A 16,383-nucleotide genomic window follows, 5' to 3' on the forward strand; every position below is an offset into this window, starting at 1 on the left:
TTAACAGGTTATTCGGCGGATAAATAAAGAAGCCGGTCAGGGACCGGCTGGTGGCATCAGGCTTCTACCGCCTGTTTGTGAAACAATTCACGGAATACCGGATAAATATCCTCTGGCTCGCGAATATGCTGAATAGCAAAATTATCGAAGGCTGTTTGTAAGTGTTCATACTCACGCCACAGCGTTTGATGCGCCCGGCGCGTTATTTCGATGTAGCTGTAATAGCGCACCACCGGCAGAATATGTTTCGCTAAAATCTCATGGCATAGCGGCGAATCATCTGCCCAGTTATCGCCATCCGAGGCTTGCGCGGCGTAAATGTTCCATTGTGCCGGGTCATACCGCTCTTCTACTACCTCATTCATCAGCTTGAGGGCACTGGAAACGATGGTGCCGCCTGTTTCCTGTGAGTAAAAAAACTCTTGCTCATCAACTTCTTTAGCCTGGGTGTGGTGGCGAATGTACACCACATCTACATTTTTGTAGGTTCGACTCAGGAACAGATAAAGCAAAATGTAGAAACGTTTTGCCATATCCTTAGTCGCCTGGTCCATTGAGCCAGACACGTCCATCAGGCAAAACATTACGGCCTGGCTGGAAGGCTCAGGACGTTTCTCAAAATTTTTGTAGCGTAAATCAAAGGTATCGATAAACGGAACGCGATCAATACGCGCCCGCAATTCAGCGATCTCTTTACGGAGCCGTTCCTCTTCGAGAAGTTGCGCCGGTTCCGCTTTTTCCATCGCTATCAGGGAGTCTTCCAGTTCATGCAACATACGACGTTTACCGGCGGTCATCGCTGTACGGCGCGCCAATGAATTTTGCAGTGAACGCACCACGCTGATATTGGCTGGCACACCGTTGGAGGTGAAGCCGGCGCGGTGGGTTTTATATTCATTTAACTGACGATGCTGATTTTTACGCAGGTTAGGCAGGGCCAAATCTTCAAACAGTAGATCAAGGTATTCATCTTTTGAGATTTGAAAAACGAATTCGTCCTGGCCTTCGCCATCCTGACTGGCATTGCCCTGGCCGCTACCGCTACCGCCGCCCCCGCCTTGCGGTCGTTCAATGCGATCGTTTTGTACAAAATGATCATTGCCGGGATGAACGCGGTGGCGGTTACCGCCGCGTCCCTGATGGAAGATCGGTTCGTTAATATCGTCATTAGGAATTGAAACGGATTCGCCACTTTCAATGTCTGTCACCGAGCGCTTGTTGATGGCCTCGGATATCGACTGCTTGATTTGTGACTTATAGCGGCGCAAGAAACGCTGGCGGTTGACCGCGCTCTTGTTTTTGCCGTTCAGTCGGCGATCGATGAAATAGGCCATTTTGTTCCCCCAAACTACAGTGTAAGCAGGTCGGGCATGCCCGACCTTGATGACGGTGCTCCGCACCGCGTGCTTACCGGCTTTGATTAGGACGATTTGCGCACACGCAGATACCATTCACACAGCAGACGGACCTGCTTGCGGGTATAGCCTTTTTCCATCATGCGATCGACAAAATCATCATGTTTTTTCTGTTCATCCGTCGAAGTTTTGGTATTGAACGAGATCACAGGCAGCAGTTCTTCCGTATTGGAGAACATTTTCTTCTCGATCACGGTACGAAGCTTCTCATAGCTGGTCCAGTTTGGATTGCGGCCATTATTATGCGCGCGTGCACGCAGGACAAACTTCACAATCTCGTTACGGAAGTCTTTCGGGTTACTGATCCCGGCTGGCTTCTCAATCTTCTCCAGCTCAGCGTTAAGTGATTCGCGATCAAATAACTGGCCCGTATCGGGATCGCGATACTCCTGATCCTGAATCCAGAAATCCGCGTAAGTAACATAGCGATCAAAGATGTTCTGACCGTATTCGGAATAGGATTCCAGATAAGCGGTCTGAATCTCTTTGCCAATGAACTCAGCATATTTTGGAATCAGGTAACCTTTCAGGTGCTCCAGGTACTTTTCTGCCTGATCTTGCGGAAACTGTTCACGTTCAATCTGCTGTTCCAGGACATAGAACAGATGTACCGGGTTGGCGGCCACTTCAGCGTGGTCAAAGTTAAATACGCGCGAAAGAATCTTAAAGGCAAAGCGGGTTGAAAGGCCGTTCATCCCCTCATCAACGCCCGCGTAATCATGGTACTCCTGCCAGGACTTCGCTTTTGGATCGGTATCTTTCAGGCTCTCACCGTCATAAACGCGCATTTTTGAATAAATGCTGGAGTTCTCGGGATCTTTCAAACGGGACAGAATGGAGAAGCGAGCCAATGTTTCCAGCGTGCCTGGTGCGCAAGGTGACGTTGCCAGCTCACTGTGATCCAGCAGTTTTTCGTAGATTTTGATCTCTTCGGACACGCGCAGGCAGTAAGGCACTTTGACGATGTAAACACGGTCAAGGAACGCCTCATTATTCTTGTTATTGCGGAACGTGACCCACTCTGATTCGTTTGAGTGCGCCAGAATAATACCGTTGAACGGCAGGGCGGAGATGCCTTCTGTCCCGTTGTAGTTGCCTTCTTGCGTCGCGGTCAACAGGGGGTGCAGCACCTTGATGGGCGCTTTAAACATCTCGACGAATTCCATAATCCCCTGGTTCGCCCGGCATAACGCGCCGGAATAACCGTAAGCGTCAGGATCGTTTTGCGCGTGATTTTCCAGTTTACGAATGTCAACTTTACCCACCAGCGCAGCAATATCCTGATTGTTTTCATCGCCCGGCTCAGTTTTGGCGATCGCCAGCTGTTCCAGAATGGAAGGCCAGACTTTAACCACTTTGAAACGGGTGATATCGCCACCAAAATCATGCAAACGCTTCGCAGCCCAGGGCGACATAATGGTGCCAAGATAGCGGCGCGGCACGCCATACTCTTTCTCAAGAATGTTGGCGTCCTCCTGCGGATTAAACAGGCAAAGCGGGTGGTCATTGACGGGGCTACGCTCGCCATCCGCACTCAAAACGTAGATAGGGACACGCTGCATTAAAGATTTCAGGCGTTCGGCAAGTGAAGATTTACCGCCACCGACGGGCCCTAACAAATAGAGGATCTGTTTCTTCTCTTCCAGCCCTTGTGCGGCATGTTTCAGATAGGAGACGATCTGCTCAATCGCTTCCTCCATCCCGTAAAACTCTTCAAACGCAGGGTAGCGTCCTATCACACGATTGGAGAATATTCTGGAAAGGCGTGGCTCCTGGGCAGTATCGACCATTACTGGCTCACCGATAGCCATTAATAGTCGCTCTGCAGCGTTGGCGTATGCACTGCGATCTTGTTTACAGATAGCAAGAAATTCCTGCAGTGTGAACTCTTCGTCCTTGGCAGCTTCATAACGCTGACGATAGTGATCGAATATATTCATAGCGATGCCCGTCCTTTCGTTTTTAGCACAGGTAAAGGAGCGTAATTAGATGCTCATGCAGCTCCCGGAAAATATTCTCTATTGAGTACAGCAACCCTTATGCCAACCTGACGTTTTTTAATCGGGATACACACTTCTTATGGTTACTCTGCTCGTACAAAAAGTCTCGTCTTACTTCTAACTGTAGAAGGCATTTAAGAAATTTCCTCCGCGTGTATTGATTATGTAGCGATATATCAATAACAAAGTTATTTATCTGCAAAGCCATTTTGATTTGAAACGTAGCGGGCAGAATGAAGAATTAACATTTCATCTCGCCTCCGACGCTTGCTACGCTGCTTCAGATAAGGGTTAAACCCGTGGAGAAAAGCCGTTAGACTACCGGGTGATTGTTATATTTATGGAATGAATAAATTGTGAACCAATTCAAACTTAAAGCCCTTACTGCACTTTTCCCTTGCTGTTTACTCGTTAATACAGCGCATGCTGCGCCCTTATCCCTTGGCGCATCAGTTATTTATGCTGAATCGCCTTATCGTGGTGGTCAGGATCGCTATTTTCCGGTTCCGGTCATCAATTACGAAGGGGAGAACTTCTGGTTCCATAGCTTGCAAGGGGGATACTATTTATGGAAAGACCCACAAAACCAGCTTTCATTAACGCTGCTGGGGTCACCGCAACAGTATGATCCGGACGACAACGACGCCGGCGATATGAAAAGGCTGGATAAGCGGCATATGACATTAATGGGTGGGGCAACTTATCGCCATACCGCCGACTGGGGCATCGTTCGTACCGCGCTGTTAGGCGATCTGCTAAATAACAGCGATGGCATTATTTGGGATTTAACCTACCTTTACCGCATTGAAATGGGCGATTTCTCGCTTACGCCTGGTATTGGGGCGATGTGGAATAGCGCCAATCAAAACCGCTACTATTATGGCGTCTCCGGGCATGAAAGTGCACGCACGGGTATTGATCGTTATCACCCGGACGATAGCTGGTCACCTTATGTAGAACTCAGCGCCAGTTACCAAATTTCGCCGCAATGGAATGCCAGCGTAGTAGGGCGTTACACGCGTTTCGATAGCGAGATCAAAAACAGCCCGATGATTGATAAAAGCGGCCAGTCTACACTCTGGGCTGGAGTCAGTTACACCTTCTGATACGCACCCATTGAGAGCATTTAAGGTTCTCTGCGCTGTTGTGGTGCCCTGAGATGATGCGGGAGAGCAAAATGCAAAAAACCGTTACGTTCGCCAATGGACAAACCCTGCCGGCTATCGGGCAGGGCACATGGTATATGGGCGAAAATGCAGCCAACCGCCAGCAGGAAGTCGCCGCGCTTCAGGCGGGGCTGGAGTGCGGGCTAACGCTAATTGACACTGCCGAGATGTATGCAGATGGTGGCGCGGAAGAAGTCGTTGGCGAAGCACTGAAAGGGCGGCGCGACAGCGCCTGGGTGGTCTCTAAAGTTTATCCATGGAATGCAGGTGAATACGATGCGACAGAAGCCTGCGAGCGTAGCCTGAGCCGTCTGCAAACCGATCGCATTGATCTTTATCTCCTGCACTGGCGCGGCAATATTCCGCTGGAAGAAACGATCCGCGCCATGGAGTCACTACAGCAGCAGGGTAAAGTTCGTCACTGGGGAGTATCGAATTTTGATCTCGACGATATGCTGGAACTGTGGAGCGAAGCTGGTGGGCAACATTGTGCGACCAATCAGGTACTGTATCACCTTGCTTCACGCGGTATTGAATATGACCTGTTACCAGAATGTCAGCAGCGTAACGTGCCTGTGATGGCCTATTGCCCTCTGGCGCAGGCAGGGCGTCTACGCGACACGTTATTCTCCGAACCTGTTTTACAGCAAATTGCACAACAAAAGGGCATAAGCGTGGCGCAACTGCTGCTGGCCTGGGTGATTCGCAAAGAAGGTGTGCTTGCTATCCCTAAAGCCAGTTCGGTGACGCATGTTCAGGAAAACGCGGCGGCGCTGAAAGTGCAGTTGAGTGACGAAGAACTAAATCTTATCAATCAGGCTTTTCCGCCGCCGCAGCATAAATTACCGCTGGACGTGGTTTAAGTCGCGAAGAAAATCGTTAAGCTTTTCTACGTAAGCGGAAAGTTGTTCCCAGCCGCGCAGGATTTTCACCTGCGCTGCGCATCGGCTTATTAATACGCGCTGTCTCGACGCACACCATCGTTTTATATCCTTCGTTAGCCATATCGGCCATGCTGCATGAAAGCTCAACGCCCGGATTCCATGTGACAACGTCACTTTGATGGTGATGATAAACTTCTATCTGGCGTTGACCGGCTTTATCGTGGATCACCGCGCAATCTTCGGCCTGAGTAAAAATACGATCGATACGGCCAGGATAGCGCTGTTTTCCGTCACTAATGCCTTGCGCATTGTTATTCACCTTATCGATGTAAGTTTTACCAAGGCCGCTAACTTCTACGTCAGCAATATCAGCCACCGCGAAATAGCTATGCAACGCTGCGGTCGCTTCAAACTCACCGTGCGCCTCCAGCTCAATTTCACAATGCTGACCCAGACGGAAACGTGCAAACAGGGTGAAATCATGTGGCCAAAGCTTTTTGGTTTGCGCATTGCTTTCCAGCACAAAGGTGAGTATTACGCCATCCTCATTTTCATCATGCGCTGACAGTACCCACGCCTGATTACGCGCAAACCCGTGCGCGGGTTCACCGGCAGGTCCGAACCAGGGCCAGCAAATGGGTACACCGCCCCGAATCGCTTTTCCTGTTGAGAAGGGCGTTTTATCACTCAGCCAAATAACGGGCTTCTCGCCGCTGGGCTGCCAGGCAACCAGATGTGCGCCCTGCAGCGTGATAGCAGCACGGACTTTTGGATGGTTGACCACAATCATGGGTAACTCACCGGCCTGCCGTTGTGACAGATAAGGCGTGATTTGGGTAATTACGGGTTGAGAAAACAGTTTGTCTTGCATGTTCGCATCCTTCCTGTCCGGACCATAAAAAAGGGCGACCGAAGTCGCCCTTATTCTCAATGCTGTCTGGCTGCCTTATTTAGCAGAAACCAGTGCAATCAGGTCAAGTACTTTGTTTGAGTAGCCAGTTTCGTTGTCATACCAGGAAACCAGTTTCACAAAGTTGTCGTTCAGCGCGATACCTGCTTTAGCATCGAATACTGAAGTCAAAACTTCGCCATTGAAGTCGGTAGAAACTACATCGTCTTCAACGTAGCCCAGCACGTCTTTCATTTCGCCTTCTGAAGCCGCTTTGATCGCCGCGCAGATCTCTTTATAAGAGGCAGGCTTAGCCAGACGAACGGTCAGGTCAACCACGGAAACGTTCGGGGTTGGCACACGGAATGCCATACCTGTCAGTTTACCATTCAGTTCTGGCAGAACTTTACCAACGGCTTTTGCTGCGCCAGTAGATGAAGGAATGATGTTCTGAGAAGCGCCACGGCCACCGCGCCAGTCTTTATGTGACGGGCCATCAACGGTTTTCTGTGTTGCGGTTGTTGCATGAACTGTAGTCATCAGGCCTTCAACGATACCGAACTGATCGTTGATAACTTTAGCCAGCGGCGCCAGGCAGTTAGTGGTACAGGATGCGTTAGAAACAATATCCTGTCCTTCGTATTTGTCGAAGTTAGCGCCACGTACGAACATCGGGGTATCATCTTTAGATGGGCCAGTCAGAACGACTTTCTTCGCGCCAGCGGTGATATGTTTACGTGCAGTTTCGTCGGTCAGGAAGATGCCGGTTGCTTCAGCAACAACGTCAACGCCTACTTCGTCCCACTTCAGGTTAGCCGGATCTTTCTCAGCGGTAACACGAATTTTCTTACCGTTAACAACCAGTGCGCCGTCTTTAACTTCAACAGTACCGTCGAAGCGACCGTGCGTTGAATCGTATTTCAGCATGTACGCCATATAATCAGCGTCGAGCAGGTCGTTGATAGCAACGATTTCAATGTCTGAACGCTGTTGAGCAGCACGGAAAACGATGCGACCGATGCGGCCAAAACCGTTGATACCTACTTTGATAGTCATATATTCCACCAGCTAGTTGTTAGTGAATAAAAGGTTGGCTGTAAAATTACAAAAACCTTACCAGGCGTCAAGCGGAATCGTGTCAATTGTTGCGACAGGTCAATCCGTTTGACAGGAATAATTCGTTGCGCAAACGCTTGCGCAACAATTACGTTATTGCGCTTCGTTAACACAGTCGCCGAATATAAAGGGATACCCTAAATAAAAGGTGATCGGGGTCACAAATTTGCGTTGTAAAAGTCGCGGCGAAAGGATGAGCACAAAAAAAGACCCGGCTAATGTTGTTCATTTGTTAGAATATTAGTCGATTTTCCCAGAATGACATCCTCCGGACTCTCTTAAAATGGCTAAAGAAACCGCACCCGAAGCAAAAATTGCGCAGTTGTCTGAAATGCAGCGTTACGTTACGCAGCAGCGCGGTACGGAGCCGCCTTTTAGCGGCGCACTATTGCACAACAAGCAGGAGGGGATTTATCACTGCCTGGTGTGTAATTCACCGTTATTCCTTTCTGAAACCAAATATGATTCAGGTTGCGGCTGGCCGAGCTTCTACCAACCGGTCAGCGACGACGCAATTCGTTACATTGAGGACAACTCACACGGTATGCATCGCATTGAAATACGTTGCAGCAACTGTGATGCGCATCTGGGGCACGTTTTTCCCGATGGGCCACAACCTACCGGTGAGCGCTACTGTGTTAATTCTGCCTCATTAAATTTTACTGATGAACAAGGCGATCAAACAGAAGGGTAATTGCCATGAAGCAAGAACTTGAAGCAATGCTCAATGCGATGACGCCGGAAGACTATCAGCGCCTGGCAACGGCAGTTGAAACCGGTAAATGGCCGGATGGCGTGGCATTAACGCAGGCGCAGCGTGATAACTGTATGCAGTTAGTCATGCTATGGCAGGCGCGTCATAATGACGTCCCGCAGCATATGACTATCGGCAAAGGCGGCGAAATGGTGATGAAATCCAAAAAGCAGCTCAAAGAAGAGCTTGGGATTGAGCCAGACGTTACGCGTATCAACCTGCATTAGTAGAAGGGCTGGCGATAAAGCCAGCCTTTCAAGGATCAGATAAGAACCGCGCCTTGTGCGGCCATTTGTGCAAAAGCGATTTCGCTGTCTTCGGGATTGAGATTCACACCGCGACAGCCTGCTTTAATCACGTCCACCTGATAGCCCAATTCTAGTGCGTCCAGCACGCTGTACTTCACGCAATAATCTGTCGCCAGGCCAAGCATGACTAAATGCGTAATACCGCGTTCACGCAGCCAGCTGTCGAGTTCAGTTTTGCGGCGGTGTCCGTTATCAAAAAAGGCGCTATAGCTGTCTACGTCTTCATCCTGGCCCTTATGGAACGTGGCATCGAATAACTCTCTCTCCAGAGCCGGATGGAAGTCTGCACCTTGCGAACCCTGAATACCATGATCCGGCCACCAAATCTGAGCTAAACCATTCAGTTCACCCAGGGTATAAACCGGCTCGCCTGAGACGGAAGCAAAACTACCATGATTTACCGGGTGCCAGTCCTGTAACGCGACAACATATTCACCGTTTTGATGAAATTCACGTGCATAGCGGTTAGCTACGGCGACAGTTTGATCGCCCTCACGAACCGCCATGGGGCCGCCGGGGCAAAAGTCGTTTTGAATATCAATGATGATAAGTGCCCGCTTCATTACAAATCGCTCCATATCAATCTTCGGTCAGTTCGCCACGCAAGTTTTGCTGCATCCTGGCGCGAATTTGCTCACTTGACAGATTTTGACTAAGTAAAAAATGCAGCTTGGTCAGCGCTGCTTCTACCGTTAAATCGAAACCGCTGATAACGCCTGCATGTTCAAGTGCATTACCGGTAGCATAACCGCCCATATTCACTTTGCCAGAAACACACTGGGTCAAATTAACCACGACAATGCCGCGCTCGCTGGCTTGCTGCAGCTCTGCCAAAAACTCAGCGTTTTGTGGCGCGTTACCGACACCGTAAGAACGTAATATCAATGCTTTCACTGGCTGACGCAGGAAATTTTTTACCACATCCGCGGAGATGCCTGGATAAATGGTGACTACGCCGATCGGCTGGGGCGTAATGGTATGCACTATCAGTTCGCCGGCGTTTTGCGGTGCAGGCGGGGTGTTCAAACGACGAATATGGATACCTGCTTCCAAAAGAGCCGACAGGTTAGGGGAAGCGAAAGCATTAAATCCATCGGCATGCGCTTTGGTCGTGCGGTTTCCGCGATAAAGCGTATTGTTAAAAAATAACGTCACCTCATTGACAGGATAATTAGCCGCGACGTACAGCGAGTTCAGCAAGTTTTGCTGACCATCGGAACGTAATTCAGCTAACGGAATCTGGGAACCCGTAACAATGACGGGTTTCGCCAAATTCTCTAACATGAAGGAGAGCGCTGAAGCAGTAAATGCCATGGTATCGGTACCATGCAGAATAACGAAACCGTCATATTGTTCATAATTTTTACGAATATCTTCAGCAATGGATTGCCACTCTTGCGGCGTCATGTCAGATGAGTCAATCAGCGGCTGATATTCATGAATAGTAAAATCAGGCATTTCAGGGCGGTGGAATTCAGGCATGTTAGCAAGCTGCTGTTGCAGATGACCAGAAACCGGAATATAGCCCTGTGCAGAACGCTGCATACCAATGGTGCCGCCTGTGTAGGCTACATAGATATTTTTCTTTTGCATTATCGAACTCAGACCTGCCGTAAAACGCGAAGTATAAGGGGAATAATAGGGAAAAGCAGCCCAGCCAGTGGCTGGGCTGAGAGGCTTATCGCACAACGCCACAGTTTAGGCAGAAAGCATAACGATTTTGCGGATCGTTAAGGCGATCAAACAAACCGGGTTGATTCTTCATGGCGCTCATCACATCGAGCATCGGTGCTGGTAGCCAGGCTTTCAGCGTGGCTGGCAGTACGGCCTGCACTGAAGCGTTCATCTGATTCAACAGCATGTCGAAGAACGTAGGATCATCCTGATACCAGTTGAGTTGCGGGTTAGAGACTTTCGCCAGCTCGCCCGCTTTCTTCACGGCATCATCAAAATCACCTAACGCATCCACCAGGCCATTGTTTTTGGCGTCGCTCCCCGTCCAGACGTGACCTTGCGCGATAGCATCGATTTGCTGCGGGGTTTTATGTCGCGACTGTGCCACTAAGCCGACAAAGTTGTGATAGCCATTTTCGATGGTCAGTTGCATTAGCTGCTGCACTTCTGTAGGCAGCGATTTAGTACTGGCAACATTGGCTAAGGGTGAGGTTGCCACACCATCGGTATGCACGCCAATGGTGTCCAGGCTGTTTTCCAGCGTATTAATGACGCCGAAAATACCAATGGAACCGGTAAGCGTGCTGGGATTTGCTACGATGTAATCCGCTGGTGTTGAAATCCAGTAACCGCCAGAAGCCGCCATACCGCCCATGGAAACGACCACCGGTTTACCTGCAGCATGTGCTGCGGCTAACTCTTCGCGAATCGCTTCCGACGCCGTAACGCTACCACCGGGGCTGTTTACACGCAGAACGATAGCTTTAATTTTTGGATCGAGGCGCGCATCGCGAATTTGCGCGGCGGTGGTATCTCCCCCCACGTTGCCTGGCGTTTCTTCACCATCCATGATGGCACCGTTGGCCATCACAACGGCAATATTGCCATCCTGCTGCGTGGTTGATTGCTTCACGGCGTAATCATAAATGCTGACATTGTGATAATCATTGTTCTGTTTATCCAGGCCAAATGTTTTCACCAGTTGCTGATCGGCAACGGCTCGTGAAGCCAGTGTATCAACCAGTTTGTTATCCAGCGCATACTTCGCTGTATCGCCGTTAACGGCTTGCAGGCCGGCAATAATCGCTGCCGCGCCTGGGAACAGCTGCTCTGGCGTAATTTGACGGTTAGCAGAAACGGTATTCAGATAATTTTGCCATAGCTGACCCACCCAGCGACTGTCTGCATCACGTGCGGCGGGCGACATATCATCACGCAGGAAGGGTTCGACGGCTGATTTGTAAGTGCCTACGCGGAACACGTGCGAGGTTATTTTCAGCTTTTCCAGCAACGTTTTGTAATACAAACCGTTAGTCGCGAAACCATGCAGATCTACCGTACCTTGTGGTGACAGGTAGATTTTACTGGCGTAGCTGGCGAGATAATACTGTGCCTGGCTGTAGCTGTCGCCCAGGGCATAAATCGGTTTGCCGCTGTCACGGAATTCACGCAGCGCTTTACCAACGTATTGCAGTGATGGCTGATCGCCACCCGCGAAATTCCGCAGGTCCAGCACCATGCCTTTAATGTTTTTATCACCTTTGGCCTGGCGAATCGCGTCCACCACATCAAATAGCGAGTTTTCCTGCAAACGATCGCTGCTGGCGCCCAGCAATTGACGACCGATCTTACTTAAACGATTACTCACGGAAGGTTTGTCAACCAGCACGCCGCTCAGATCGACTTTTAATGCACCCTGCTGCACAGGGGCAGAACTGTTGCCAGAACCGCTGACTTGTAGCCAGATTCCGACACCTACTACAATCAAAAAAATCAGGAATAAATTAAGGATAAATTCCCTGATAAAATTCAGCACTCGCCATGTCCAGCGGAACAGACCAGCAATTATTCGCCACAATGTGCGCATCAGACTCTCCATATTTACGTAGCCGGAAGTGGCCGCCATGCGGACCAGGCCTCCTTGACGACCTCATCCTAATGAGCGGCGTGCTAAAAGTCAGCAGGAAATCCATGCGGACTGTTACAAAAAATCTGCCTGTGCCAGGATTAAAACAGCATTAACCCCATCAGGAGAAAAACATGGATGCACTTGAATTACTGGTAAATCGGCGTTCGGCCTCGCGTTTGTCTGAACCCGCACCCACTGGAGATGCGTTAGAAAATATCCTTCGTGCCGGCATGCGCGCACCCGATCACGGCACGCTACAGCCGTGGCGCTTCATTATTGTGGAGCAAGAGGGACGTGAGCGCCTGAGCAAACTGTTAGAGAAAGCAGCAAAGGAGAAACAGCTGGACGATAAAGCCATTGATAAAGCCACGCAGTCGCCATTTCGTGCACCGATGATCATTACGGTTGTCGCGCATTGCCAGGAACATCATAAAGTGCCGCGCTGGGAACAAATCGCGTCTGCAAGCTGTGCGGTCATGGCGATGCAGATGGCCGCAGCGGCGCAAGGATTTAATGGCATCTGGCGCAGCGGACCCTGGACTGATAACGAAACTGTGCGCAAGGCGTTTGGTTGTCGCGAGCAAGACGCCATTGTTGGCTTTCTGTATTTAGGGACGCCACAACTCAAATCGAGCACCACCGTTGTTCATCCTGATACCACTCCCTTTGTCAGTTATTTCTGATAAACATCGTTCATGCTTTAAGGCAGGGTGGATATCAGCCCTGCATCATTGAACGGATCCTGCGCGAATGATCCAGAACGCATTCAACTGCGCTTACTCTGAACGCCTCTCCAGGCTAACATAGCGCCTTAATTTGCTGCACAAGGGTGCTGATATGTCAGCCGGGTTCGCCTTACGCCACACTGTCAGGGTGTGCGATAGTTGCTTGATTTTATTAATGAACGCTACGCCCTGGCATTTTTGCATGAGCCGTGAATCGCAGATAGCTGCCTGGCCGCACGCTGTTGAGGCTTTCTTCAGTTGTGTCACACATGTTAACGGCCAGCGCCATTCGACATCGGCTGACAGGCTGCCCGTCATTACCGCTGTTCCCTGAAGTTAAGGATTACCCTAGTCAATGCGTTTGTTTATTGCGGAAAAACCCAGTCTTGGTCGCGCTATAGCCGATGTTTTGCCAAAACCTCATCGCCGTGGCGACGGTTTTATCGCCTGTGGCAACGATCAGGTCGTTACCTGGTGCGTAGGGCATTTATTAGAACAGGCGCAACCGGATCACTACCACAGCCGCTACGCACGCTGGTCCTTAGTCGATTTACCCATTATTCCTGAAAAATGGCGGTTACAACCGCGCCCTTCTGTGGCGAAGCAGCTTAAAGTGATTGAAGGATTACTGGTGCAGGCCGATGAAATTGTGCATGCGGGCGACCCGGATCGGGAGGGGCAATTGCTGGTGGACGAAGTGCTTGACTATCTCCAGTTGCCGACGGAAAAGCGTAACAGAGTGCAGCGCTGTTTAATTAACGATCTCAATCTGCAAGCCGTTGATCGAGCGGTTAATCGCCTGCGGGAAAATCGCGAATTTATTCCACTTTGTGTTTCGGCTTTAGCACGCGCACGCGCAGACTGGCTTTACGGTATCAATATGACCCGTGCCTGGACATTGTTGGGGCGGAATGCCGGTTATGATGGCGTGTTGTCAGTAGGCCGCGTGCAAACACCGGTGCTTGGACTGGTGGTGCGTCGTGATGAAGAAATAGAAAATTTTATTCCGAAAGATTACTTCGAAGTGAAGGCCCATATCGTCACGCCGGATAATGATCGTTTCGTAGCGAACTGGGTGCCCAGCGACGCCTGCGAACCTTGGCAGGATGAAGAGGGTCGTTTACTTAACCGCACGCTGGCTGAACATGTGGTTGGTCGTATTGCAGGGAAAGTCGCGCGAGTCACCGCTTACAATGATAAACGCGAAAGCGAAGTCTCGCCGCTGCCATTTTCGCTATCAAGCCTGCAAATTGAGGCGGCTAAGCGTTTTGGCTTAAGTGCACAAACCGTCCTTGATACCTGCCAGCGTTTGTACGAAACGCATAAACTTATCACCTATCCGCGTTCAGACTGCCGTTATTTACCCGAAGAGCATTTTGCTGGCCGCCACGCGGTATTGAATGCTATTCAGGCACATCAACCGGCTCTCTCGCCGCCTGGTGATTTCAGCGCAGACCGAAAGAATCGCTGCTGGGATGATAAGAAAGTAGATGCGCACCACGCCATTATTCCAACGGCCCGATCCAGCGCTGTTAAGCTGACGGAAAACGAGCAGAACGTATACGGTCTGGTGGCACGTCAGTATCTGATGCAATTTTGCCCGGATGCGGTATTTCGAAAATGCATCATTGAACTGGACATCGCAGGCGGCAAATTTGTGGCTAAAGCCCGTTTTTTGGCAGAGGCTGGCTGGCGCGCCTTGCTGGGCAGTAAAGAGCGTGATGAAGAGAATGATGGCACGCCGCTGCCCGTGGTGGCTCAGAATGATGAATTGCTGTGTGAGCGCGGCGAAGTGTTAGCAAAGCAGACGCAGCCGCCGCGGCCGTTTACGGATGCCACGCTCTTGTCAGCGATGACCGGCATTGCAAGATTTGTGCAGGATAAAGAATTAAAGAAAGTGCTGCGTGCGACCGATGGTTTAGGTACTGAGGCGACGCGTGCTGGCATTATTGAATTATTATTCCGTCGGGCATTTTTAGTAAAAAAAGGGCGTTATATCAACGCAACCGAAGCCGGTCGTGCGCTGATTCACGCCTTGCCCGACTTAGCCGCGCGTCCCGATATGACAGCGCAGTGGGAATCCACGTTAACACGCATTAGCGAGAAAGCCTGTCGTTATGATGAATTCATGCAACCACTGGTGCAGACATTGACCGGGTTGATTCATCAGGCAAGGCATCAGCCTGCGATACACGCTTTTCGTGGTTTACCGTCTGCCGGCCAAAAACGGCCTGCGCGCAAAGGTAAACGAAAGAGTAAGGAGACAGGATGAACCGTTATTCTCTGTTAGCGTGGTTGGCGATGGCGCTATTTAGCGCTGCGGTACAGGCGAATAGCCAGCCCAACCAGGCAAGCCAGCGCGGGAATGCTGATGTTGTGGTAGATATGCCAGCGGAAACCTGGACGCAAGGACAAAACCGGCAATTAAATTGCATGAAATGCTGCATTTTCGATAATCGCTATTATACCGAAGGTGCGGTGGTAAAAGCTGAAGGTGTCTTGTTGCAGTGTGCTCGGGATGAACAGGCTTATGGCACCAATACGCTGATCTGGAAAAGAGTGAAATAAAAAAGCGTGGCAGTCGCCACGCTTCGATTAAAGGTTAAAGGTTGACCAGATTGGCGCATGGTCTGAGGGTTTTTCCATGGCTCTGATTTGGTAATCGATACCGGTGTCAATGCAACGCGATGCTAACGGCAGGCTGGCTAACACTAAATCGATGCGTAGGCCGCGATTGTCGTCAAACCCCTTAGAGCGATAATCAAACCAGGAGAAACGATCGGCTGTTTCAGGATTCTGCTCGCGCCAGGTATCCACTAAACCCCACTGCAACAGGCGATCCATCCATTCGCGTTCTTCTGGCAGGAAAGAGCATTTACCGGTGCGTAACCAGCGCTTACGGTTCTCTTCACCAATGCCGATGTCTAAATCCGTGCTGCTGATATTCAAATCGCCCATAATTAATACCGGCTTATCTGCTGCCAGACTTTCGCTTAAATAGCTTTGCAGATCGCGATAAAATTTTTCTTTGGCTGGGAATTTTGTGGGGTGGTCACGGCTTTCTCCCTGAGGAAAATAACCATTAATCACGGTAATATCGCCTATCGAACTGGGGATCTCTGCCATGATCAGACGGCGTTGCGCGTCCTCACCGTCGCCGGGAAAACCCCGTCGTACAGCAACAGGTTGTACTTTGGTTAATAATGCCACGCCGTAATGGCCTTTCTGACCATGATAAAACACGTTGTAGCCCAGCTTTGCGACCTCTTCAAGAGGAAACATATCGTCATGGACTTTGGTTTCCTGCAAACCGATCACATCCGGCTGATGTTGTTCGACCAGTGCTTGCAGCTGATGTGGGCGCGCTCTCAATCCGTTGATGTTAAATGAAACAAATTTCATGGTTCAACCATTCTTCAGCAAGTGATGGGCTGGATGGTAGCGATTCTTACCGGAAATGTCATGGTGATGCGCGAGAGATTATCCTGAAGAGAAAAGTGCGACCCGAACCTTCGGTCGAAGCTTCTCATCCTTCTCAGGCAG

General features: G+C 50.2%; 15 protein-coding genes. 7 read left to right on the forward strand and 8 right to left on the reverse strand.

The window, feature by feature from the left end:
• Window positions 1-56: 56 nt before the first annotated feature.
• Together QRY16_RS00625 and yeaG are read right to left on the reverse strand one after the other, a co-directional pair.
• A complete protein-coding gene (locus QRY16_RS00625; protein ID WP_289775276.1) occupies window positions 57-1,334 on the reverse strand; it encodes a YeaH/YhbH family protein in 1,278 nt (425 codons plus the stop codon).
• A gap of 86 nt (window positions 1,335-1,420) precedes the next feature.
• Window positions 1,421-3,355: a protein kinase YeaG gene (gene yeaG, locus QRY16_RS00630; protein ID WP_289775277.1), complete on the reverse strand. Its 1,935-nt coding sequence runs from the start codon at window positions 3,353-3,355 to the stop codon at window positions 1,421-1,423.
• A gap of 416 nt (window positions 3,356-3,771) precedes the next feature.
• On the opposite strand from yeaG, the gene QRY16_RS00635 reads away from it, so the two are divergent.
• The gene (locus QRY16_RS00635) at window positions 3,772-4,521 is read left to right on the forward strand and encodes a MipA/OmpV family protein (RefSeq protein ID WP_289775278.1); all 750 of its coding nucleotides are present in this window, start codon (window positions 3,772-3,774) and stop codon (window positions 4,519-4,521) included.
• 71 nt (window positions 4,522-4,592) lie between these two features.
• The gene (locus QRY16_RS00640) at window positions 4,593-5,444 is read left to right on the forward strand and encodes an aldo/keto reductase (protein WP_289775279.1); all 852 of its coding nucleotides are present in this window, start codon (window positions 4,593-4,595) and stop codon (window positions 5,442-5,444) included.
• A 16-nt stretch (window positions 5,445-5,460) separates the two neighbouring features.
• Here QRY16_RS00640 and QRY16_RS00645 read toward each other — a convergent pair whose 3' ends face one another.
• Together QRY16_RS00645 and gapA are read right to left on the reverse strand one after the other, a co-directional pair.
• Window positions 5,461-6,336 carry a D-hexose-6-phosphate mutarotase gene (locus QRY16_RS00645; protein ID WP_289775280.1) on the reverse strand — a complete coding sequence of 292 codons (876 nt, stop codon included), beginning with the start codon at window positions 6,334-6,336 and terminating at the stop codon, window positions 5,461-5,463.
• A 75-nt stretch (window positions 6,337-6,411) separates the two neighbouring features.
• Window positions 6,412-7,410, reverse strand: a complete 999-nt coding sequence (gapA, locus tag QRY16_RS00650) for a glyceraldehyde-3-phosphate dehydrogenase (RefSeq protein ID WP_193406936.1) — start codon at window positions 7,408-7,410, stop codon at window positions 6,412-6,414.
• A gap of 343 nt (window positions 7,411-7,753) precedes the next feature.
• On the opposite strand from gapA, the gene msrB reads away from it, so the two are divergent.
• Together msrB and QRY16_RS00660 are read left to right on the forward strand one after the other, a co-directional pair.
• Window positions 7,754-8,164 carry a peptide-methionine (R)-S-oxide reductase MsrB gene (gene msrB / locus QRY16_RS00655; RefSeq protein ID WP_289775281.1) on the forward strand — a complete coding sequence of 137 codons (411 nt, stop codon included), beginning with the start codon at window positions 7,754-7,756 and terminating at the stop codon, window positions 8,162-8,164.
• 5 nt (window positions 8,165-8,169) lie between these two features.
• Window positions 8,170-8,451: a YeaC family protein gene (locus QRY16_RS00660; protein ID WP_289775282.1), complete on the forward strand. Its 282-nt coding sequence runs from the start codon at window positions 8,170-8,172 to the stop codon at window positions 8,449-8,451.
• 35 nt (window positions 8,452-8,486) lie between these two features.
• On the opposite strand, the gene pncA is transcribed toward QRY16_RS00660, so the two are convergent.
• The 3 genes from pncA to sppA all read right to left on the reverse strand — a co-directional run bounded on the left by pncA (window position 8,487) and on the right by sppA (window position 12,073).
• Window positions 8,487-9,095 carry a bifunctional nicotinamidase/pyrazinamidase gene (gene pncA / locus QRY16_RS00665; RefSeq protein WP_193406933.1) on the reverse strand — a complete coding sequence of 203 codons (609 nt, stop codon included), beginning with the start codon at window positions 9,093-9,095 and terminating at the stop codon, window positions 8,487-8,489.
• 16 nt (window positions 9,096-9,111) lie between these two features.
• The gene (gene ansA, locus QRY16_RS00670; protein WP_289775283.1) at window positions 9,112-10,125 is read right to left on the reverse strand and encodes an asparaginase; all 1,014 of its coding nucleotides are present in this window, start codon (window positions 10,123-10,125) and stop codon (window positions 9,112-9,114) included.
• Window positions 10,126-10,210: 85 nt separating this feature from the next.
• The gene (gene sppA / locus QRY16_RS00675) at window positions 10,211-12,073 is read right to left on the reverse strand and encodes a signal peptide peptidase SppA (RefSeq protein ID WP_193406931.1); all 1,863 of its coding nucleotides are present in this window, start codon (window positions 12,071-12,073) and stop codon (window positions 10,211-10,213) included.
• Between the two features lie 173 nt (window positions 12,074-12,246).
• Between sppA and QRY16_RS00680 the strand changes: the two genes are divergently transcribed.
• From QRY16_RS00680 to QRY16_RS00690, 3 genes are all read left to right on the forward strand, one after another.
• Complete coding sequence (locus tag QRY16_RS00680) at window positions 12,247-12,798, forward strand: NAD(P)H nitroreductase (protein ID WP_193406930.1); 552 nt, start codon at window positions 12,247-12,249, stop codon at window positions 12,796-12,798.
• Between the two features lie 397 nt (window positions 12,799-13,195).
• The gene (locus tag QRY16_RS00685) at window positions 13,196-15,112 is read left to right on the forward strand and encodes a DNA topoisomerase III (RefSeq protein WP_289775284.1); all 1,917 of its coding nucleotides are present in this window, start codon (window positions 13,196-13,198) and stop codon (window positions 15,110-15,112) included.
• Window positions 15,109-15,408: a DUF1496 domain-containing protein gene (locus QRY16_RS00690; RefSeq protein ID WP_193406928.1), complete on the forward strand. Its 300-nt coding sequence runs from the start codon at window positions 15,109-15,111 to the stop codon at window positions 15,406-15,408. Before QRY16_RS00685 ends, QRY16_RS00690 begins: the two co-directional genes overlap by 4 nt.
• 27 nt (window positions 15,409-15,435) lie before the next feature.
• On the opposite strand, the gene xthA is transcribed toward QRY16_RS00690, so the two are convergent.
• Complete coding sequence (xthA, locus tag QRY16_RS00695) at window positions 15,436-16,242, reverse strand: exodeoxyribonuclease III (RefSeq protein WP_289775285.1); 807 nt, start codon at window positions 16,240-16,242, stop codon at window positions 15,436-15,438.
• Window positions 16,243-16,383: the final 141 nt, after the last annotated feature.

This window comes from Mixta mediterraneensis (assembly GCF_030283135.1).
Taxonomy (GTDB): Bacteria; Pseudomonadota; Gammaproteobacteria; order Enterobacterales; family Enterobacteriaceae; genus Pantoea; species Pantoea mediterraneensis.

Bases quoted from the DNA above. Each gene is read 5' to 3' on its own strand.
- QRY16_RS00625 (WP_289775276.1), bottom strand. From the start codon at position 1,334: ATGGCCTATTTCATCGATCGCCGACTGAACGGCAAAAACAAGAGCGCG.
- yeaG (WP_289775277.1), bottom strand. From the start codon at position 3,355: ATGAATATATTCGATCACTATCGTCAGCGTTATGAAGCTGCCAAGGAC.
- QRY16_RS00640 (WP_289775279.1), top strand. From the start codon at position 4,593: ATGCAAAAAACCGTTACGTTCGCCAATGGACAAACCCTGCCGGCTATC.
- QRY16_RS00645 (WP_289775280.1), bottom strand. From the start codon at position 6,336: ATGCAAGACAAACTGTTTTCTCAACCCGTAATTACCCAAATCACGCCT.
- gapA (WP_193406936.1), bottom strand. From the start codon at position 7,410: ATGACTATCAAAGTAGGTATCAACGGTTTTGGCCGCATCGGTCGCATC.
- msrB (WP_289775281.1), top strand. From the start codon at position 7,754: ATGGCTAAAGAAACCGCACCCGAAGCAAAAATTGCGCAGTTGTCTGAA.
- QRY16_RS00660 (WP_289775282.1), top strand. From the start codon at position 8,170: ATGAAGCAAGAACTTGAAGCAATGCTCAATGCGATGACGCCGGAAGAC.
- pncA (WP_193406933.1), bottom strand. From the start codon at position 9,095: ATGAAGCGGGCACTTATCATCATTGATATTCAAAACGACTTTTGCCCC.
- ansA (WP_289775283.1), bottom strand. From the start codon at position 10,125: ATGCAAAAGAAAAATATCTATGTAGCCTACACAGGCGGCACCATTGGT.
- sppA (WP_193406931.1), bottom strand. From the start codon at position 12,073: ATGCGCACATTGTGGCGAATAATTGCTGGTCTGTTCCGCTGGACATGG.
- QRY16_RS00680 (WP_193406930.1), top strand. From the start codon at position 12,247: ATGGATGCACTTGAATTACTGGTAAATCGGCGTTCGGCCTCGCGTTTG.
- QRY16_RS00685 (WP_289775284.1), top strand. From the start codon at position 13,196: ATGCGTTTGTTTATTGCGGAAAAACCCAGTCTTGGTCGCGCTATAGCC.
- QRY16_RS00690 (WP_193406928.1), top strand. From the start codon at position 15,109: ATGAACCGTTATTCTCTGTTAGCGTGGTTGGCGATGGCGCTATTTAGC.
- xthA (WP_289775285.1), bottom strand. From the start codon at position 16,242: ATGAAATTTGTTTCATTTAACATCAACGGATTGAGAGCGCGCCCACAT.